Genomic DNA, 18,401 nt, shown 5'->3' on the forward strand with positions numbered 1-18,401 from the left:
ATAGCCGTCGCCCCCGCGGAGGCGGGGGCCGCTGCTAGCCTCGCACTAGGCCTATAGCGGCCCCCGCCTTCGCGGGGGCGACGATTCCTATGCGCCCTTCGCCGCGGCCTTCTTCTTCGCAGGCGCCTTCTTCGTCGCCGGCTTCTTCGCCGCGGCCTTTTTCGGCGCCGCCTTCTTCTTGCCCTTCGGCGGCCCCTTCGCGGCGCGCGCGTCGATCAGCGCGATCGCTTCCTCTTCGGTCAGCGCGTCGGGCTCCATCGACTTGGGCAAGGTCGCGTTGGTCGTGCCGTCGGTCACATAGGGACCGAAGCGCCCCGCCATCAGCTTCATGTCGCCGCCGCTGGTCGGATGCGCGCCGAAGGTCTTGAGCGGCTCGGCCTTCGCCCGCGCGCCGCGCCCGCCGCCGTTCGCGGCCTCGGCGATGCGCACCACCGCGGCGTTCATGCCGATGTCGAAGATCTCGGCGGTGCCCGTCAGCTTGGCATATTTGCCGTCGTGGAGCAGATAGGGGCCATAGCGCCCCAGCCCCGCCATGATGACCTTGCCGCTCTCCGGATGCGTCCCGACCTCGCGCGGCAGATTCAAGAGCCGGATCGCGTAATCGAGGTCGAAATCCTCGCCCGGGATATCCTTCGGGATCGACGAGCGCTTCGCCTCCTTGCCCTCGCCGAGCTGGATATAGGGACCGAAGCGCCCGCTGCGCTTGGTGACTTCCAGCCCGCTCTCGGGATCGGTGCCCATCGCCTCGGGCCCGCTATCGCCGCCGTCGCTGCCGCCCGGCTGCGCGAATTTGCGCGTGAACTTGCAGTCGGGATAATTGCTGCACGCGATGAACGGCCCGAACTTGCCGCCGCGCAGCGCCAGCCGCCCGGTGCCGCAATTGGGGCAGAGGCGCGGGTCGCTGCCGTCGCCCTTGTCGGGGAAGAGATAGGGGCCGAGGAATTCGTCGAGCGCCGCGGTGATCTCCGACGGCTTCTGCTCCATCACCTCGCCGGTGCGCGGCTTGAAATCGCGCCAGAAGCGCTCGAGCACCGCCTGCCACTGCGCACGGCCGCCCGAGACGTCGTCGAGTTCTTCCTCGAGGCCGGCGGTGAAATCATAACCGACATAGCGTTCGAAGAAGCGTTCGAGGAACGCCGTGAGCAGCCGCCCGCTCTCCTCGGGGATGAAGCGGTTCTTCTCGACCGTCACATAGGCGCGGTCCTTCAGCACCTGCAGGATCGACGCATAGGTCGAAGGGCGCCCGATGCCGAGCTCCTCCATCTTCTTGACCAGGCTCGCTTCCGAATAGCGCGGCGGCGGCTGCGTCTCGTGGCGCTCGACCTCGACCCCGGTCTTGGCGGGGGCATCGCCCTTCGCCATCGCGGGCAGCAGGCGTGCGTCCTCGTCCTCGGCATCGTCGCGGCCTTCGTCGTAGAGCGCGAGGAAGCCCGGGAATTTCACCACCTGCCCCGTCGCGCGCAGCACCGTCTTGCCGGTGCCGTCGCTGAGATCGATGCTCGTGCGTTCGAGCCGTGCCGAGGCCATCTGGCTCGCCATCGCGCGCTTCCAGATCAGCTCGTAGAGGCGGCCATGGTCGCCGCTTCCCGCCTTGTCCTTCGAAAAATCGGTCGGGCGGATCGCCTCATGCGCTTCCTGCGCATTCTTCGCCTTGGTCTGATACTGGCGCGGCTGGTCGGGGACGTAACCGCCATCGTAGCGCGTCGCGATGGCCTTGCGCGCGGCGCTGATCGCGCTGCCGTCCATCTGGACGCCGTCGGTCCGCATATAGGTGATCGCGCCGTCCTCGTAGAGCCCCTGCGCGATGCGCATCGTGTGGCTCGCCGAGAAACCCAATTTGCGCGCCGCCTCCTGCTGCAAGGTCGAGGTGGTGAAGGGTGGCGGCGGGTTGCGCGTCAGCGGCTTGGTCTCGACCGTGTCGACGGTGAAATGCCCCGCCTTGACGTCGGCCTCGGCGGCGCGCGCATCGGCCTCGGTGCCGATCGACAACCGCTCGATCTTGTCGCCCTTCCAACGCGAAAGCCGCGCCTTGAACGGCGTGCCGCCCATTTCGAACAGCCCGGTCACCGACCAATATTGCTGCGCGACGAAGGCTTCGATCTCGCGCTCGCGCTCGACCACCAGCCGCAACGCGACCGACTGCACCCGCCCCGCCGACTTGGCGCCGGGCAGCTTGCGCCACAGCACCGGCGACAAAGTGAAGCCGACCAGATAGTCCAAGGCGCGGCGCGCGCGATAGGCGTCGATGAGGTCATCGTCGAGCGCGCGCGGATGCGCCATCGCGTCGGTCACCGCCTGCTTGGTGATCGCGTTGAAGGTCACGCGATCGACCGCCTGCGGCAGCGCCTTCTTCGCGCGCAGCAATTCCCGGACATGCCAGCTGATCGCCTCGCCCTCGCGATCGGGGTCGGTCGCGAGGATCAGGCGGTCGGCCGTCTTCGCCGCGTCCTGGATTTCCTTCAGCCGCTTGGCCTTGTCGGGATAGAGCTGCCACTGCATCGCGAAGCCGTCGTCGGGATCGACCGACCCGTCCTTGGGCGGCAGGTCGCGGACGTGACCATAGCTTGCCAACACTTTGAAATCACGGCCGAGATATTTCTCGATCGTCTTCGCCTTGGCGGGCGATTCGACAATGACCAACTGCATGAAAAACGGGTTCCCCGATAACTCTTACGTACGTACGCGCGAGGGTGGCGGCGTGGCGCGCCGCGTCAACCGAAAATTTTTCGCATCCGGTCCTCTTCGCCGCCGAGCATCATATAGGCGGTCGCCGCCGCCGATACACCCAGCAACCATCCCGCCTGCGATGCGGCGTTCATCGCCAGGCTCACCGGCCAGTCGATCTGGCCGACATTTTCGAGCAGATAGGCGGCGGCGAGCAGCGGCGCCGCCTGCACCGCAAAGGCCGTGATCGCGACCAGCGTGATGCTCAGCCAGCTTTGTTCGGTCAGATCCCAGCTCGCGCGCATCGCCTCCGACGCCGACATGTCGCGGTGGAACAGCGCCGGCGCGGCAAGATACCAGCGCCCGGTCAGGAACAGGCCGGGCAGCACCAGCACGAGCAGGCCGAAGAAGACGCCCAGCCCCGCGATGATGCTGATCCCGAACAGCGACGCGATGCGCCAGCGGCGCGGGCCCGGTAGCGCAAAGCCGCCCTGTTCCAGCAGCGCGATCGTCACGCACGCCTGCAGGAACAGCATGAAGAAGATGTAGATGACATAATAGAGCAGCGCCGCCTCGCCGAGGATGCCGAGCGCCAGATCATATCCCACCCCGACGGCCGTCGCGGCAACAAAGACCATCGCCAGCACGCGCACGTTCGCCTTCATCGCGGCGACCGTCTCGCGCAGCAACGGTCCGAACAGACTTGCGTCGAATTGCACTATTACCCCCTGCCGCATCTTGTGCGCGAGGGTGGCGCGGGCCGGGCGATCCCGTCAAGCGGGTTTCCAACATCGTCGCCCCTCCGCGGGGGCGACGCTTTCTCAGCGCAGAGGCGCCAACCGCCCGATCAGCATCTCGCTCGTCAGGCTCGCCGCCTTGGCCGCGCCTTCCTCATAGTTGCCGGGCTTCGCGGTGAAGGCGAACTTCCGCGTCTTGCCGAACCGCAGCCCGCCGAAACCGAGCACCGCGGCGACCCCGCCCGCGACATTGGCGCCGGCCTGCAGCGCCTTGTCGCCGCCGCTCGACGCGTCGCTCTTCTCGACGAACTCGCCCTCGACCGCGACGGGCGCCTTGACCGTGATCACCGACTGCTTGCCATTGGGGGCGATCAGCGTGGCGCGCGAATAATCGGCGCTGACCGACAGCGCGCTGTTGACCTGCAACCCGCCGAAGCTGAAGGCGCCGGGGCGTTTCTGCTGCGAAAAGTCGATGAGGTAGACGACGTTGACCACCCCGACATTGGCGGCCTTGGCATAGTTGGTGAGCGCCATGCTCGCCTGCCCGGCCTGCATGTTCATGCCCATGCTGCTGAGCCCCGATCCCATGAAGTCGCCGGGGATCATCAGCAGCGCTGGCAAGGCCGTCGGCTTATAATAGGTCGCCTTGCCCTTGCTCCCCTTTTCGAGCGCGATGTTGATGTCGAGCGGCATGTCCTGCGACTTGGTCTTCGCCATCGTCGCATGGGCGAAGAGGTCGCCCGGCGCCTGCACGCTGTAGCCGCTCGCGGTCAGCTGCGACACGAAGTCGGCATAGGCCGCGTCGGTGACCGCCTGCATCATTTCGGGGGTTACGCCGACGAGTTCGCTCTTGGCCTTGGTGGTCCCGCCGAACGCCCCCATCAGCCCGCCGCTGGCCGCGGTGCGGTCGATCGATTCGAAGATGAAACCGACGTTGAACGAACCGATCGCGACGTTGGTGACGCCCTTGGCATTGGCCGGGCCGGTGATCTTCACCGGTTCCTTTTCCTTGGCGATGACGGGGACGGGCTGGAGCAGCATCGCGCCGATGGCGATGGCCGACAGCAATTTTTTCATGGGTCTTCCTCCGGCCCTCGACCGACAGACCCACTAGCCGGCAAGAGAGCGATACGAGGCGACCCGTGGCCCCTGCATGAATCAGATGCAGGGGCCTTGTCAATCCTTGGCTGACGCGGGCTTAGCTTTGATCCTGCCAGCGGAAGTCGGCGGGAAGGATACATTTGCCCGCGTCATATTTGCCGACGCTGCGGATCACCTCATTGTCGTCGGGCTCGATGCGGCGGCCGCTGATCTGGCTGTCGACCACCCGGCGCACCAGCGCGTCGAGCCGCGTGACGAGGTAGCAGTCGATCGCCGGCGGCGCGTGCGGATTGCCCACCCCGCTGTCGTCGGTGAGGAACAGGTAGCGCGACTGCGTCGCCGCGGCCATCGCACGCATCGCATATTCGGCCTCGTCGGCGACCCCCGAGGCGGCGACCGGGGTGATATGGATGCGCTTGGCGCGCGCCGCCTCGGCGGCTTGCCAGGTCCGCCCGAACAGCTCGCCATGCGGCGGCGCGTCGGCGACGAGCAGCATCGATTTCACCGCGTCGGGGCGCCATTCCTGCGCCACCGCGCGGATCAGCGCCTGGTCCATCGCCTCGGGATAGTCGCCGCCGCCGGTCGCATATTGCGCCGCCAGCGCGCCCTGCGCCCGCCCGATGTCGCGGTCGAAGGTCACCGTGCGCGTGACATATTCATCGCCGAGGTCGCGGTAGAAGACGAAGCCGACGCGGATGTCGAGGTCGCGGTGCTTCGCCGCGATCGACGCGATGATCGCGCGCATCTCGGCCTGCAGGAAGCGAATCTCGTCGCCCATGCTGCCCGTCGTGTCGACGACGAGCATCAGGTCGAGCTTGGTCGCCTTGGTCGCGAGCTGGTTCGCGGTGAGCCCGACGGTCTGTCCGCCTGGCGCGTCGACGACCAACAGCGGCCGCGCGGCCGCGATCGGCCGCCCCGCCTTCGTCGCCGACACGGTGACGCGCTCGCTCAGCCGGTCGAGCCCGGGGAAGAAGACCGCGCTGCCGTCGGCCTGCGTCGCCATGGTGATGCTGTTGCCGTCGCTGCACGTCAGCTTCACATCGGCGAAGGGCACCGGCTGGCCGTTGCGGTCGCTGACCTTGACCGTCACCACGCGCGTCGTGTCCACCCGCGGCAGCGCGCGGATATCCTGGCCCAGGCTGGTGCGGTTGACATAGGCGGCGTAGAGCTCGGGGTTGAGCAGGTCGTCATGCTCGCCCGCGGTGAGGATGCCCGATTGCGGCTGCGGCTGCGGATAGGGGCGCGGCGGCGGAGGACGGCGCTCGACATAGTCGGTCGACGAACCCGGGACCGGCGGAGCCGCGGCGGGCGCATAGGATTCGGATGGGCTTTCGAGAATGCCGGCGCGCGCGCCGACCGTCGGCGTCGATATCGCATCGACGCTGCTGCTCGGTTCGTAGGCCGGCGGTGGCGGCGGAGCGGGCGGCGGCGGAGGCGGCGGTGCCATCGGAGGCGGCGGGGCTTCGACCGCCATCTCGGCGCGAAGCGCGCCGCTGCGGTCGCGCTTGCTCGCGCCCTTGGCATAGCCGCCGTTCTGCTGCTGGCGGACCTGCTGCTCGGCATCGAGCCGCGGCAGCGGACCGGCGTTGCGGCAGAAGCTCTGGACAGGCGTCCGCGCCGACGCGATCGAGAGCGGCGTCGGCGCCAGCCCCGTCGCCAGCACCGCGAGCATCGTCGTTCCGGTCAGAAATCGGCTGCGCATCATCAAACTCCCCGGCTATGTGATACAATATCATCAAACTCGCCTCCGGTCGCTGAACCGTGGCTGAACCGCGATAAGCCGTGAATTACTTTGGGTTTGGCCGCTATGCGCGGCGTCACAACATGCCGTTGGCGAGCTCGGCAGAGCGAGCACGCTGCCGAGTTGGCACATCGACACGAAGAATGATAAGGAACGGTCGAAATAGGGAGGTAAAAAATGTCGGCAGCTACCGAATTCGATCTGAGGCGCAGTCGAATGTCTTCAGATCTCGACAGGGCGATAGATGTAAATGGACGCGCGGCTCTGCGAAACTACTCTTTTGCTTTCTTTTTCGTTGTTGTCGCGACCATTTCTAGCGTCGCCTCCAGCATCTTGGCATTTTTGAAATTTGACAGCATCCTGGTCGGCGCTATCGCCTTGGTGCCCGCCCTGTGCACGATCGTCCTCAATCAACTAAAGTTTCAGGAACGCGCAAACTGGTTCTATCGCAAGCGCGATCAACTCTATGCGATAGCCAACGAGTTGCATTTCGAATTGCCCGATCCTCCTCAAAGCCCTCATATCGCGGAACTGTCGCGGAGATGGAGCGCGCTGAACATCGCCATGTCCGAAAATTGGGAGAAACAGCTGTCGCTGGGCGTCATACCCCCTAAAGATCCTGGGAAATCGACGCCCTCATAGATTCTGCTTCAAACATTGCGCAGGCTCACTCGCCCTCCCGCGTGGCGCTCGATCCGCCCGGCGAGCTCCATCTCGAGCAGCACCAATTGCACCGCCGCCGCGGCGCAGCCCGACTGGCGGACGAGTTCGTCGACCGCGACCGAGGTCGGGCCGAGCAGCCCGGCGATCCGGCCGCGATCGCCCTCGCCCGCCTCGGCAACCGCGGGCACGGGCGCAAAGCCCTGCGCAGGCTCGCGCACCATGCGTCGGTCGATCGGCCCCAGGGCCTCGAGCACATCGTCGATCGTCTGGATCAAAGTCGCACCTTCGCGGATCAGCATGTTGCACCCTTGCGCGCGCGGGTCGAGCGGCGAGCCCGGTACCGCCATCACCTCGCGCCCATAATCGCCGGCGCGACGCGCGGTGATCAGCGAGCCCGATTTCGGCGCGGCCTCGATCACCAGCGTGCCGTGCGACAGCCCGGCGATGATGCGATTGCGCGCGGGAAAGTGCCGGGCGAGCGGGTCGGTACCCGGCGGCTGTTCCGCGATGAGCAGCTGGTCGGCCGCAATCTTCTGCTGGAGCGCGGCATTTTCGGGCGGAAAGGCAATATCGATGCCGCTGCCGATCACCGCCGCGGTCGCGCCGCCCAGCGCGCCGATATGCGCCGCGGTGTCCACCCCGCGCGCAAGCCCGCTGACGACGGTCACCCCGTGCCCCGCCAGTTCGGCGCCCATCTGCCGCGCAAAGCGGCACGCGACGGCCGAGGCGTTCCGCGCACCGACGATCGCGACGCACGGCCGCTGGAGCATCGCGGTATCGCCGCGGATGATCAGCACCGGCGGCGCGCCCTCGACCTCGCGCAGCAGCGGCGAATAATCGGCATCGTCGCTGAAGACATGGCGCGCGCCGAGTTCGGCGACACGCACGATCTCGCGCTCGGCAAGCTCGGCGGGCGCGATGCGCAACCGTCCACCGCCGCGCCCGACGAGATCGGGCAGCGCCGCGAGCGCGGCCTCGCCCGATCCGAAGCGCGTCATCAGCTGGTGCCAGCTGACCGGGCCGACGTGCGGCGTGCGGATCAACCGCAGCCGCGCCAGCCGCTCGGCGTCGATCATTCGGTCGTTTCTTTTTTCGCGCCGACGCGCGGTTCGGTGCCCGCGCGCAGCCGTGCGATATTCTCGCGGTGGCGCCACAGCACGATCACGGCGAGCCCCGCGAGCCCGATCGCATAGACCTGATAGCCCATCAGCAGCGCCGCCACCGGCGCCGCGACCGCGCCCATCATCCCGCCGAGCGACGAGATGCGCAGCGCCAGCACGGTACCGAGCCAGACCGCGGCGAAGATCACCCCGATCGGCCAGGCAAGCGCAAGCGCGAGGCCGAGCAGGGTCGCGACGCCCTTCCCGCCCTTGAACCTGAGCCAGACGGGGTAGCAATGGCCGATCATCGCCGCCGCGCCCGCGATCATCGCACCGTCGTCGCCGGTTTCGGGGAAGAAATATCGCGCGAGCAGCACCGCGACCGCGCCCTTCGCGCCGTCGAGGATCAGGGTCGCCGCGGCCAGCCCCTTGCGCCCGGTGCGCAGCACATTGGTCGCGCCGATATTGCCCGACCCGATCTGGCGCAGGTCGCCCGCCCCGAACGCCCGCGTCAGGATCACCCCGAACGGGATCGAGCCGAGCAGATAGCCCGCGGCGATCAGCAAAAAGATGGTCATGGTAACCCCAGCTCCCTTTGCGCCTTTGTGGCGATGTTGCGCGCAGCAATCAACGAGTTCGCGCATGGTGACCGCCAAATCGGACAAACTCGTTGCGCCCATTGAGCGAGCGTGGCGGCGCTGCTAACGCCCCGCCATGTCCTCCCCCGCGGCGCACGCCCCCATCCTCTTCTTCGACTCCGGCCTCGGCGGCCTCACCGTGCTCGGGCCGACGCGCGCGCTGCTGCCGACCGCACCGATCGTCTATGCCGCCGATTACGCCGGCCTGCCCTATGGCCAGAAGAGCGAGGCCGAACTCGCCGCGCGCGTCCCCGCGCTGCTCGGCCGGCTGGTCGAGCGCTACCAGCCGCGGCTCGCGGTGATCGCGTGCAACACCGCCTCGACGATCGCGCTCGCCCATGTCCGCGCCGCGCTCGACCTGCCGATCGTCGGCACCGTCCCCGCGATCAAGCCCGCCGCCGAGCTGACCAGGACCGGCGTGATCGGCGTGCTCGGCACCGAGGCGACGGTGCGCCAGCCCTATGTCGACGACCTGTCGGCGCGCTTCGCCGCGGGCAAGACGGTGCTGCGCCACGGCAGCCCCGGGCTCGTCACCGGCGCCGAGGCGAAGCTGCGCGGCGAGACGGTCGATCCCGCGGTCATTTCGCGCGCGATCGCGGGGCTCACCGAACAGCCCGGCGGCGACCGGCTCGACGTGATCGTGCTCGCCTGCACCCATTTCCCGCTACTCGCCGACGAGCTGCAGGCCGAGGTCGGCCCCGGCGTCCGCCTGATCGACGGCGCCGCGGGCATCGCGCGCCGCATCGCGCACCTCACCGACGGCCAGCCCTGGCCCGCCGCCGCCGCGCCCGGCATCGCGGTGTTCACACGCAGCGACGACCGCCCGCCGCCGCCGCTGTCGGCGCTGGCCCCCTATGGCCTCGACCGGATCGAGCTGATCTAGCCGCTCGATCAGGCTGATTTGCGGGACAAATTGCGAATCGTTCGCACTGGATTTCGGCAGCGTCCGGCGTTATTGGCCCGCATGTTAATAGCCGCCCGGAGGGAGGCGGTGCTGGCACCTGACTGCGGGGCTGAAACGTGAACTATAACGATATTTTCGCACGCGCCATCGACCGGCTGCACGAGGAAGGGCGCTACCGCGTCTTCATCGACATCCTCCGCAACAAGGGCGCTTTCCCCAACGCACGCTGCTTCGCCGGCCACAACGGGCCGAAGCCGATCACCGTGTGGTGCTCGAACGACTATCTCGCCATGGGCCAGCACCCCAAGGTCATCGCCGCGATGGAAGAGGCGCTGCACGACGTCGGCGCGGGATCGGGCGGCACGCGCAACATCGGCGGCAACACGCATTACCACATCGATCTCGAGGCCGAACTCGCCGACCTGCACGGCAAGGACGGCGCCCTGCTCTTCACCTCGGGCTATATCTCGAACGAGGCGACGCTCGGCACGCTCGGCAAGCTGCTGCCCAACTGCATCATCTATTCGGACGAGCTGAACCATGCCTCGATGATCGCGGGCATCCGCAATTCGGGCTGCGAAAAGCGCGTGTGGCGGCACAACGACCTCGACCATCTCGAGGAACTGCTCGCCGCCGACGATCCCGAGGCCGCGAAGCTGATCGCCTTCGAAAGCGTCTATTCGATGGACGGCGACGTCGCCCCGATCCACGCGATCTGCGACCTTGCCGAGAAGTATAACGCGCTCACCTATTGCGACGAAGTCCATGCCGTCGGCATGTACGGCCCGCGCGGCGGCGGCATCACCGACCGCGACGAGGCCGCGAGCCGCGTGACGATCATCGAGGGCACGCTCGGCAAGGCGTTCGGCGTGATGGGTGGCTATATCGCCGCCGACAAGAATATCATCGACGTCATCCGCAGCTACGCCCCGGGTTTCATCTTCACGACCAGCCTGTCGCCGGTGCTCGTCGCCGGCGTGCTCGCCAGCGTGCGCCACCTCAAGCAATCGAGCGTCGAGCGCGATGCGCAGCAGGCCGCCGCGGCCTATCTCAAGCAAAGCTTCCGCGACGCCGGCCTGCCCGTGATGGACTCGACGACGCACATCGTCCCGTTGATGGTCGGCGACCCGGTGCGCGCGAAGAAGATCAGCGACATATTGCTCGCCGAATATGGCGTCTATGTGCAGCCGATCAATTTCCCCACCGTGCCGCGCGGCACCGAACGCCTGCGCTTCACCCCGGGCCCGGCGCACGACGAAGCGATGATGCGCGAACTGACCGAGGCGCTGGTCGAAATCTGGGACCGTCTCGAGCTGCGCAAGGCCGCGTGAGCGCCGCTCCGGGGTTCGACGAGGTCGTCCTGGGACGCCGCAGCATTCGCGGCTTCCTCGACAAACCCGTACCCAAAGCCCTGATCGCCGAGATCCTCGAGGTCGCGATGCGCGCGCCCTCGTCGTTCAACAACCAGTGCTGGAATTTCTCGGTCGTCACCGGCGCCGCGCTCGACGCGATCCGCCGCGGCAACACCGAGGGCATTCTCGCGGGCAAGCCCGACAGCCGCGAATTCCGCCGCTTCGACGGCATCGCCGACGACCATCGCGCGCGCCAGATCGAGATCGCCAAGCAGCTCTTCGGCGCGATGGGTATCGCGCGCGACGACAAGGATGCGCGGCAGGACTGGGTGCTGCGCGGTTTCCGCCAGTTCGACGCGCCGGTCAGCATCGTGGTCACCTATGACCGTGTCCTGCTCGGCAGCGACATTGCCCCCTTCGACTGCGGTGCGGTGACCAACGCATTGGTCAACGCCGCCTGGTCGCGCGGGCTCGGCTGCGTGATCAACAGCCAGGGGATCATGCAGTCGCCGGTGGTGCGCGAGCATGCAAGAATCCCCGACGACCAGGTGATCATGATCTGCGTCGCGCTGGGCTGGCCCGCCGACGACTTCCCCGCGAATGCGGTGGTATCGAACCGCAAGAGCGTCGCCGACGCGGTGCGCTTCGTCGGCTTCGACGACTGAGCGCGTGCCGTTCGACCTGCTCGACGCGCTGGGCATGGTGGGCGAAGCCGCGACCGAAATCCCCGACCTTCGCAAGCGCCGCAACCGGATCGGCTGCTTTATCGGCTTCGCGCTACTGCTGATTTTAATTGCGGCGCTCTATTGGTGGTCGTGATAGCGGTGGGGCAATCGTCCTCCCCCGCACGAAAGATGCCATGACAACCCAGCGCTATAGTAGCACCGCCATCGCTCTCCACTGGCTGCTGGCGCTGCTCCTCGCCTTCCAGATTTCGCTCGGCTGGGCGCTCGAGGGCAATAACAGCCCCGAATTGTTCGCGCGTTTCCAGCTCCACAAGTCGATCGGCATCGCGATCCTGCTGCTCAGCCTCGCGCGGCTGGCGGTGCGGCTGTTCGCACCGCGCCCGCCCGCGTCCGACGGCCCGGCGTGGACACGCGCGCTCGCGGGCACGGTCCACTGGCTTTTCTACGTCGTCATGATCCTCGGGCCGGTCACCGGCTGGCTGATCGTCTCGACCGCAAAGGTGCAGGTACCGACCTTGATCTTCGGCGTGATCCCCTGGCCGCATTTGCCCGTCGGACACGGCTGGCACGATCCCGCCGAGTCGATCCACGGCGCGATGGCCTGGCTCGCGATCGGGCTGTTCCTGCTTCACATTGCGGGCGCGCTCCGCCACCAGTGGCTGCTCGGCAAGCCCGAGCTCCAGCGGATGATCCCTTTCGCCAAGGGCAAGGCGGCCGGCGCCGCGATCGGCGCGCTCGCGCTGATCTTCGCCGCGATGGCCGCGGGCAAGCTCGTCTATCCCGACAAGCCGCGCGTAGCCGCCGAGCAGGATGAGACGCCGGTCACGGCGGCGCCCACCCCAGCGCCGGTGGCCGAGGAGGAAAAACCCGAGGAAACCGAGGAAGCCGAACCCGAAGAAGCCGCCCAGCCGCTCGCCGACTGGAGCGTCGCGTCCGGCGGGCGCCTCGGCTTTACCGCGCGCTGGAACGGCGACGCGGTCGCGGGCCGCTTCGGCCGCTGGGACGCCGACATCAAGTTCAGCCCCGACGACCTCGCCAAGTCGCGGATCAAGGTGACCGTCGACCTCGCCTCGGCCGACACCGGCGACGGCCAGCGCGACGATTCGCTGAAAGGGAGCGACTTCTTCGACAGCGGCGCGCATCCGAAGGCGGTCTATAGCGCGCGCGACATCCGTCACCTCGGCGGCGACCGCTACGAGGCGCGCGGCACGCTCGACCTGCGCGGGGTAGAGAAGCCCGCAACCTTGCGCTTCACCCTCGCCATCGACGGCGACCGCGCGCGCGTGGCGGGGAGCACGCGGATCGACCGCACCGCCTTCGGCGTCGGCCAGGGCGAATGGGCCGCGACCGACGCCATCGCGGCTGGGGTGGACATCGCCTTCTCGTTCAGCGCCACGCGCCCGGCGGGTTGAGCTTGGTGCGGCCGCTGCTCAACGGCGCGGCCCCTTGTCGATCCGGACCGACCAGGCGTAGCCCCGATAGAGGCGCACCAGCGTCATGCGCCCGCCGACGTCGCCCGCGATCTCACGCGCCGCATCGGCCAGCATCGCGCGCGGCGCGACGTGGAAGCGTCCGAGCCAGCCGAACAGCCCGGCGCGGAACCACGCGGGCAGGCCCTCCTGCTGCCCGAAATCGACGATGTGTAGCGAGCCGCTCGGCCCCAGCCGCCGCGCCGCCTCGCGCATCGCGCCCTGCCAGTCGGGGATCATCGACAGCGTATAGCTCTGGAAGATGCGGTCGAAACTCGCGACGCGGAATAGCGCGTCGGGGTCGAACGCCGTCGCATCGCCCTGCGCGACGGTGATCCGCCGAGAGAGGCCCGCGCGCGCGATCGCGGCGCGGGCGCTCTTCAGCATCTCCTCCGAAATATCGATCCCGTAGAAGCGCGCACCCGGCCAACAGTGCGCAGCCGCGATCAGATTGCGCCCCGTGCCGCAGCCGACCTCTAGCACATGCCCGCCGACCGGCGGCTGCAATTCGTCGATCAGCCGGTCGCGCCCCAAGAGGTAATATTTGCGCGTCATATCATAGATATGCCGCTGGCCGCGATAGACATCGTCCATCAGCGCGGCATGGCCCTCCCCCCCGGCCACGGCTCAGCGCTTCAGGATATAGAGATGCACCCCGCCGTAGATCGCCGAGCGGTCGCGCCGCGTAAGCCCAAGCGATTCCTCCGCGCGGTAATCCCAGCGATCGAGCAGCGCATCGGGCAGGCGCCCGGGCAGCAGGCTCGGTTCGGCGGCGGTGCGGAACAGCACGCGCGCGCCAGGCCGCGCGGTCCGCGTGACCTCGGTCCACAAAGCCAGCAATTGCGCGTCGCTCATCCAGTCCTGCGCGTCGAGGAAGATGTACCGGTCGAAGCTCGCATCCGCCGCCGCCGCGAGCATGTCGGTCATATTCGCATGGAGCATCGTCACCCGCTCGGCGCGCGCCCTGACCGCGTCGTAATTCGCCGCCTGCAGATAGGGCGGCAGCGGCGCCTCGTCGCCGCGACCGTAGCCGCGCCCGAAGGCCCGCCACGCGAAATAATTGTCCTTGAGGTCGAAGTCGCAGCTCAGTTTCTCGAGCCGCGCGCGCAGCACGTCGGCCATCGGCTTGCCCCCCGCGAGTGCGTCGTACTGCGCCGGCGGAATGCCGAGCCCGAACAAGGACGAGCGCTGGTCGGTGACCCAGCGCACGAACTTCCGGTCGAAGAAGGGCGCGAATTTGGTCTCGAAAATGCGCCGCTGCTCGTCGAGGTCGCGGGCTTCGAGCAGCATGCGCGGGTCGATCTTCATCATCCGCGCGAGCAGGTGCGCGACCCCGATAAAATTCCCGAGCAGCCCGCGCTTGTAGAGCCCCGTCGCAAAGCCGTTGATCCGCCGGCGTCCGATCAGGTCGCGCCCCTCCCAATAGCGCCGGCTGACCTCGTCGAGGTGGGGGCGGACATGGCTCTTGTACGCCGCCACATTATCGCGGCTGTCGGCGTCGGCGAAGAAGCGACGGAAGCTCGCATAATCGGGAAGCTGCGCCGCGGCGGCGCGCTTCAGATGCCCCAGCGCGACATGCGCGGTATTGAGGTCGACCGCGACGATCTCGGCGGGGTCGGCGGTGAGGTAGGAAAAGACGTTGCAGCCGCCGCTCGCGATCGTCGCGATGCGGTTGCCGGGCCGGATGTCGAGCGCCTCCATGTCGACCACCGGGTCTTCCCAGATCTGGGCGTAGACGAGGCCGCGAAAGGCGAGCGCGAAGGCGCGATCGAGCAGGCGTTGCTTCTGCTCGGCATCCTCGCGGACGACGGCGGCGGCGATCTTGCGGTTGGACTGGCTGGCCATGGCAGGTCTCCCGGAGCGAGGTGGATCCGGGGCCGCCCATGGCAGCGATTCTTGCGATTCACGCGACGCTTCGGTGACAAAATGGGGACAGGGGTGAAAAAACCCTCCCCTCCCTGCAAGGGAGGGGTCGGGGGTGGGTCGGCGACCTAGACCAGAAGAAGCCCGGCCGGGCGTCGAGCCCGTCCGGACTTACCCACCCCTACCCCCTCCCTTTCAGGGAGGGGGACCTATCAATCCCGGCAATAGCCCTCTCCGTCCTTGACGATCAGGCATTCCTTCTTGCCCGCGAGATATTTGAGCCCGGTCTCGTCGCCGCTCCCGCGGCGCAGGCTCAGTTCCTCGGCGCCGCGCTTGAACTTGATGCCATGTTCGCTGTCGGTGCCGTCGTAGGTACCCTTGGTGCTGTCGTCGGTCCCCGCCTGCATTTCCAGCTTATATTTGCCGGGCTCGCCGGGGGTGATGATGGCGTACATGCCCTCGACCCCGATCCATTTGCCCGCCCAGCTCGCGAAGCGGTGTGGCGCGGTCGCGGGGTCGGCTTCGCCCTCGACCGCTTCGTCGGCGATCGGCACCGTCTCGTCGACCACCTCGGTGGTCTCGGTCGGCGCGGGCGCTTCGGCCTTTTCACAGCCGCTCAGCACCACCAGCGCCGCGGCGCCCATCAGGATCATGCTCTTCTGCATCGACTTTCTCCTTCGCGGTCTCAACGCACCAAGCGGCGATTAGTATCCGCTCAAAATCTCGGCATATTTCTGCGGGTCGACATTGCCACCAGAAAGGGTGACGAGCGTCGCCCTCCCCGGCGCCACCTTGCCCGCGAGCAGCGCCGCGAGCGCCGCCGCGCCGCCGGGTTCGACGACGAGATGCAATCGCTCGAAAGCCATACGCATCGCGTGGCGTACTTCCTCGCGCGTCACCACGACGCCGCGCACCCCGCGCGCCTGCAGCACCGCGAAGTTGATCGGCCAGGTCTGCGGTGTCTGGAGCGCGTCGCATTCGGTGGGATAGGCGAGGTCCCCGACCGACAAAATCTCGCCGGCCTCCAGCGAACGCGCGACATCGTCCCAGCCCTCGGGCTCGACCGCGACGATCTCGGCATCGGGCAGCGCGAGCGCGAGCCCCGCCGACAGCCCGCCGCCGCCGCAGCAGGCGACGACCTTGTCGAAGCCATCGAACCCGCGCGCGCGCAGCTGTTCCTCGGCCTCGATCCCCGCTGTCCCCTGCCCCTCGATGATCCACGGGTCGCCATAGGCGTGCACGAGCGTCCCGCCGCGCTCGCCCAGCAATTTCGCCGCGACGGCATCGCGCGATTCGGTGACGCGGTCGTAGAGGACGACCTCGGCGCCCAGCTTGCGCGTCGCGGCGAGCTTCATCGCCGGCGCGTTGCTCGGCATCACGATCGTCGCCTTGATCCCCAGCCGCTTCGCGGCCCAGGCGACCCCCTGCGCATGGTTGCCGCTCGACACGCCGACGACGCCCGCCGCCGCCTGCTCGGGGGTCAGATCGGTCAGCCGGTGCCACGCGCCGCGGATCTTGAACGCGCCGACGGGCTGCAGGCACTCGGCCTTGCACCAGATTGTCGTGCCGTCGATTTCGAGCGGCAGCAGCGGGGTCGGCGGCAGCAATGCAGCGACTTTCGCCGCCGCGCGTTCGACCCCCGCGAGGGTCGGTGCGCGCGCCGGATCGCGCAGGCTTGAGTCACGGGGTTCGGGGCTTTGCTGTGTCATGGCTTCGTCCTATAGGGCGCGGCATAGAGAGCAAGCCGCATAGGTTCGCGGACAGGAGATTTTCACGATGAGCAAGGTTTTGGTGATCGGCGCGGGCGGCGTCGGCTCGGTCGCGGTGCACAAGATGGCGATGAACCCCGACATCTTCCCCGACATCACGCTGGCGAGCCGCCGCAAGTTCAAATGCGACGCGATCGCCGAGTCGGTGAAGTCGCGCACCGGCGTCACGATCCAGACCGCCGAGGTCGACGCCGACCATATCGACGCGACCGCGGCGCTGATCCGCTCGATCGGCGCAACGCACGTCGTGAACCTCGCCTTGCCCTATCAGGACCTCACCATCATGGAGGCGTGCCTATCGACCGGCGCGCATTATATGGACACCGCGAACTACGAGCCGCGCGACGAGGCGAAGTTCGAATATCATTGGCAATGGGCCTATCAGGACCGCTTCAAGGATGCGGGGCTGATGGCGCTGCTCGGTTCGGGCTTCGATCCCGGCGTGACCAGCGTCTTCACCACCTGGCTCAAGAAGCATCATTTCGACCGCATCGACACGCTCGACATCCTCGACTGCAACGGCGGCGACCATGGCCAGCATTTCGCGACCAACTTCAATCCCGAGATCAACATCCGCGAAGTGACCGCGGTCGCGCGCCACTGGGAAAATGGCGACTGGGTCGAAACCCCGCCGATGTCGGTGAAGCAGAAGTTCGACTTCGAGGCGGTGGGCGAAAAGACGATGTACCTCATGTACCATGAGGAGATCGAAAGCCTCAAAACCCATATCCCCGAGATCAAGCGCATCCGTTTCTGGATGACCTTCGGCGAGGCCTATATCACGCACCTGACCGTGTTGCAGAACGTCGGCATGACGCGCATCGACCCGGTAATCTACGAAGGCCGCGAGATCGTCCCGCTGCAGTTCCTGAAAGCCGTGCTGCCCGAGCCGTCGAGCCTCGGCGAGACGACCAAGGGCAAGACCAACATCGGCGTCATCGCGACCGGCCTCGGCAAGGATGGCCAGGAAAAGACGCTCTACCTCTACAATATCTGCGACCATGAGGATGCCTATGCCGAAACCGGCAACCAGGCGGTGAGCTACACCACCGGCGTGCCCGCGATGATCGGCGCCGCGATGATGGTGACCGGCGCATGGGGCGGCACGGGCGTGTTCAACATGGAGCAGTTCGATCCCGATCCCTTCATGGACATGCTGAACCAGCACGGCCTGCCGTGGCAGGTGAAGGAACTCGCGGGGCCGCTGGATTTTTAATTCGGTTTCACGCAGAGGCGCAGAGGATGCAGAGACCGCAGAGAGATGGGCCGGATGCGGATTGACGATGTCAGCGCCATCGTCGTCGATGAGGCGATCGCGGTCCATCGGCTTTTGGGACCCGGCTTGCTCGAGATCGTCTATGAGACCGTATTGGCAAGCAGACTTGAGCAGCGGGGATTGAAGGTGGCTCGCCAATTGGTCGTGCCGCTAACAATTGAAAACCATCATTTTGAAGCGGCTTTCAGGGTCGATATTCTGGTGGACGACCGCTTGGTGGTAGAGATCAAAGCGGTGGAGCAGTTCGGAAAAGCCCATGCAAAGCAGGTGCTGACCTATCTGAGAATCTTACAGCAGCCCGTCGGGCTGCTCCTAAATTTCTCAGGATCGACGATGAAGGAAGGCATCAGGCGCGTCGTCAATAACTACCGCCCGGAAGAATGATTCTCCGCGGTCTCTGCACCCTCCGCGCCTCTGCGTGAAACTTTGGAAATGCCA

At 67.1% G+C, this 18,401-nt stretch carries 18 protein-coding genes; 8 read left to right on the top strand and 10 right to left on the bottom strand.

The window, feature by feature from the left end; all coding sequences use genetic code 11:
* Nucleotides 1-87: 87 nt before the first annotated feature.
* The 4 genes from topA to ATE62_RS02850 form a co-directional block, all read right to left on the bottom strand.
* Nucleotides 88-2,646, bottom strand: a complete 2,559-nt coding sequence (gene topA / locus ATE62_RS02835; RefSeq protein WP_058807641.1) for a type I DNA topoisomerase — start codon at nt 2,644-2,646, stop codon at nt 88-90.
* Between the two features lie 65 nt (nt 2,647-2,711).
* Nucleotides 2,712-3,383, bottom strand: coding sequence for a hypothetical protein (locus ATE62_RS02840; protein ID WP_156420497.1), 672 nt, complete (start codon nt 3,381-3,383; stop codon nt 2,712-2,714).
* 102 nt (nt 3,384-3,485) lie between these two features.
* On the bottom strand, nt 3,486-4,478 hold the full coding sequence (locus ATE62_RS02845; RefSeq protein ID WP_058807644.1) for a hypothetical protein: 993 nt from the start codon (nt 4,476-4,478) through the stop codon (nt 3,486-3,488).
* A 121-nt stretch (nt 4,479-4,599) separates the two neighbouring features.
* Nucleotides 4,600-6,207: a vWA domain-containing protein gene (locus tag ATE62_RS02850; protein ID WP_231736048.1), complete on the bottom strand. Its 1,608-nt coding sequence runs from the start codon at nt 6,205-6,207 to the stop codon at nt 4,600-4,602.
* 213 nt (nt 6,208-6,420) lie between these two features.
* Between ATE62_RS02850 and ATE62_RS02855 the strand changes: the two genes are divergently transcribed.
* Nucleotides 6,421-6,885: a hypothetical protein gene (locus ATE62_RS02855; RefSeq protein ID WP_058818420.1), complete on the top strand. Its 465-nt coding sequence runs from the start codon at nt 6,421-6,423 to the stop codon at nt 6,883-6,885.
* An 8-nt stretch (nt 6,886-6,893) separates the two neighbouring features.
* Here ATE62_RS02855 and dprA read toward each other — a convergent pair whose 3' ends face one another.
* Together dprA and plsY are read right to left on the bottom strand one after the other, a co-directional pair.
* Nucleotides 6,894-7,982 (bottom strand): DNA-processing protein DprA, encoded by a 1,089-nt coding sequence (gene dprA, locus ATE62_RS02860; protein WP_058807649.1) that lies wholly within the window; start codon nt 7,980-7,982, stop codon nt 6,894-6,896.
* Complete coding sequence (gene plsY, locus ATE62_RS02865) at nt 7,979-8,584, bottom strand: glycerol-3-phosphate 1-O-acyltransferase PlsY (RefSeq protein ID WP_058807651.1); 606 nt, start codon at nt 8,582-8,584, stop codon at nt 7,979-7,981. The genes dprA and plsY overlap by 4 nt, the downstream gene beginning before the upstream one ends.
* A gap of 136 nt (nt 8,585-8,720) precedes the next feature.
* On the opposite strand from plsY, the gene murI reads away from it, so the two are divergent.
* The 5 genes from murI to ATE62_RS02885 all read left to right on the top strand — a co-directional run bounded on the left by murI (nt 8,721) and on the right by ATE62_RS02885 (nt 12,998).
* On the top strand, nt 8,721-9,527 hold the full coding sequence (gene murI, locus ATE62_RS02870) for a glutamate racemase (RefSeq protein WP_058807652.1): 807 nt from the start codon (nt 8,721-8,723) through the stop codon (nt 9,525-9,527).
* A 137-nt stretch (nt 9,528-9,664) separates the two neighbouring features.
* On the top strand, nt 9,665-10,879 hold the full coding sequence (hemA, locus tag ATE62_RS02875; RefSeq protein ID WP_058807653.1) for a 5-aminolevulinate synthase: 1,215 nt from the start codon (nt 9,665-9,667) through the stop codon (nt 10,877-10,879).
* Nucleotides 10,876-11,565: a nitroreductase gene (locus tag ATE62_RS02880; protein WP_058807656.1), complete on the top strand. Its 690-nt coding sequence runs from the start codon at nt 10,876-10,878 to the stop codon at nt 11,563-11,565. Before hemA ends, ATE62_RS02880 begins: the two co-directional genes overlap by 4 nt.
* Nucleotides 11,566-11,569: 4 nt before the next feature.
* Nucleotides 11,570-11,719 carry a hypothetical protein gene (locus ATE62_RS23125; RefSeq protein WP_156420498.1) on the top strand — a complete coding sequence of 50 codons (150 nt, stop codon included), beginning with the start codon at nt 11,570-11,572 and terminating at the stop codon, nt 11,717-11,719.
* Nucleotides 11,720-11,759: 40 nt separating this feature from the next.
* Nucleotides 11,760-12,998: a YceI family protein gene (locus ATE62_RS02885; protein ID WP_058807657.1), complete on the top strand. Its 1,239-nt coding sequence runs from the start codon at nt 11,760-11,762 to the stop codon at nt 12,996-12,998.
* Between the two features lie 18 nt (nt 12,999-13,016).
* Here ATE62_RS02885 and ATE62_RS02890 read toward each other — a convergent pair whose 3' ends face one another.
* The 4 genes from ATE62_RS02890 to ATE62_RS02905 form a co-directional block, all read right to left on the bottom strand.
* A complete protein-coding gene (locus ATE62_RS02890) occupies nt 13,017-13,649 on the bottom strand; it encodes a class I SAM-dependent methyltransferase (protein ID WP_058807678.1) in 633 nt (210 codons plus the stop codon).
* 33 nt (nt 13,650-13,682) lie between these two features.
* On the bottom strand, nt 13,683-14,900 hold the full coding sequence (locus tag ATE62_RS02895) for a DUF3419 family protein (protein WP_058807659.1): 1,218 nt from the start codon (nt 14,898-14,900) through the stop codon (nt 13,683-13,685).
* A gap of 230 nt (nt 14,901-15,130) precedes the next feature.
* Nucleotides 15,131-15,583, bottom strand: a complete 453-nt coding sequence (locus ATE62_RS02900) for a hypothetical protein (RefSeq protein ID WP_058807660.1) — start codon at nt 15,581-15,583, stop codon at nt 15,131-15,133.
* A 39-nt stretch (nt 15,584-15,622) separates the two neighbouring features.
* Nucleotides 15,623-16,627, bottom strand: coding sequence for a threonine ammonia-lyase (locus tag ATE62_RS02905; RefSeq protein WP_058807662.1), 1,005 nt, complete (start codon nt 16,625-16,627; stop codon nt 15,623-15,625).
* Nucleotides 16,628-16,694: 67 nt separating this feature from the next.
* On the opposite strand from ATE62_RS02905, the gene ATE62_RS02910 reads away from it, so the two are divergent.
* A complete protein-coding gene (locus ATE62_RS02910) occupies nt 16,695-17,903 on the top strand; it encodes a saccharopine dehydrogenase family protein (RefSeq protein WP_058807664.1) in 1,209 nt (402 codons plus the stop codon).
* Between the two features lie 54 nt (nt 17,904-17,957).
* Nucleotides 17,958-18,347 (top strand): GxxExxY protein, encoded by a 390-nt coding sequence (locus ATE62_RS02915; RefSeq protein ID WP_058807665.1) that lies wholly within the window; start codon nt 17,958-17,960, stop codon nt 18,345-18,347.
* The last annotated feature ends 54 nt before the right edge of the window (nt 18,348-18,401 follow it).

The sequence above is a fragment of the Sphingopyxis sp. HIX genome, assembly GCF_001468285.1.
Classification (GTDB): domain Bacteria; phylum Pseudomonadota; class Alphaproteobacteria; order Sphingomonadales; family Sphingomonadaceae; genus Sphingopyxis.

What these genes read in the sequence shown, in the direction of transcription:
- ATE62_RS02885 (WP_058807657.1), top strand. Translation starts at nt 11,760, where the DNA reads ATGACAACCCAGCGCTATAGTAGCACCGCCATCGCTCTCCACTGGCTG.
- ATE62_RS02915 (WP_058807665.1), top strand. Translation starts at nt 17,958, where the DNA reads ATGCGGATTGACGATGTCAGCGCCATCGTCGTCGATGAGGCGATCGCG.
- ATE62_RS02900 (WP_058807660.1), bottom strand. Translation starts at nt 15,583, where the DNA reads ATGCAGAAGAGCATGATCCTGATGGGCGCCGCGGCGCTGGTGGTGCTG.
- plsY (WP_058807651.1), bottom strand. Translation starts at nt 8,584, where the DNA reads ATGACCATCTTTTTGCTGATCGCCGCGGGCTATCTGCTCGGCTCGATC.
- ATE62_RS02855 (WP_058818420.1), top strand. Translation starts at nt 6,421, where the DNA reads ATGTCGGCAGCTACCGAATTCGATCTGAGGCGCAGTCGAATGTCTTCA.
- topA (WP_058807641.1), bottom strand. Translation starts at nt 2,646, where the DNA reads ATGCAGTTGGTCATTGTCGAATCGCCCGCCAAGGCGAAGACGATCGAG.
- dprA (WP_058807649.1), bottom strand. Translation starts at nt 7,982, where the DNA reads ATGATCGACGCCGAGCGGCTGGCGCGGCTGCGGTTGATCCGCACGCCG.
- ATE62_RS02845 (WP_058807644.1), bottom strand. Translation starts at nt 4,478, where the DNA reads ATGAAAAAATTGCTGTCGGCCATCGCCATCGGCGCGATGCTGCTCCAG.
- ATE62_RS02905 (WP_058807662.1), bottom strand. Translation starts at nt 16,627, where the DNA reads ATGACACAGCAAAGCCCCGAACCCCGTGACTCAAGCCTGCGCGATCCG.
- ATE62_RS02850 (WP_231736048.1), bottom strand. Translation starts at nt 6,207, where the DNA reads ATGATGCGCAGCCGATTTCTGACCGGAACGACGATGCTCGCGGTGCTG.
- ATE62_RS02910 (WP_058807664.1), top strand. Translation starts at nt 16,695, where the DNA reads ATGAGCAAGGTTTTGGTGATCGGCGCGGGCGGCGTCGGCTCGGTCGCG.
- murI (WP_058807652.1), top strand. Translation starts at nt 8,721, where the DNA reads ATGTCCTCCCCCGCGGCGCACGCCCCCATCCTCTTCTTCGACTCCGGC.
- ATE62_RS02895 (WP_058807659.1), bottom strand. Translation starts at nt 14,900, where the DNA reads ATGGCCAGCCAGTCCAACCGCAAGATCGCCGCCGCCGTCGTCCGCGAG.
- ATE62_RS02890 (WP_058807678.1), bottom strand. Translation starts at nt 13,649, where the DNA reads ATGGACGATGTCTATCGCGGCCAGCGGCATATCTATGATATGACGCGC.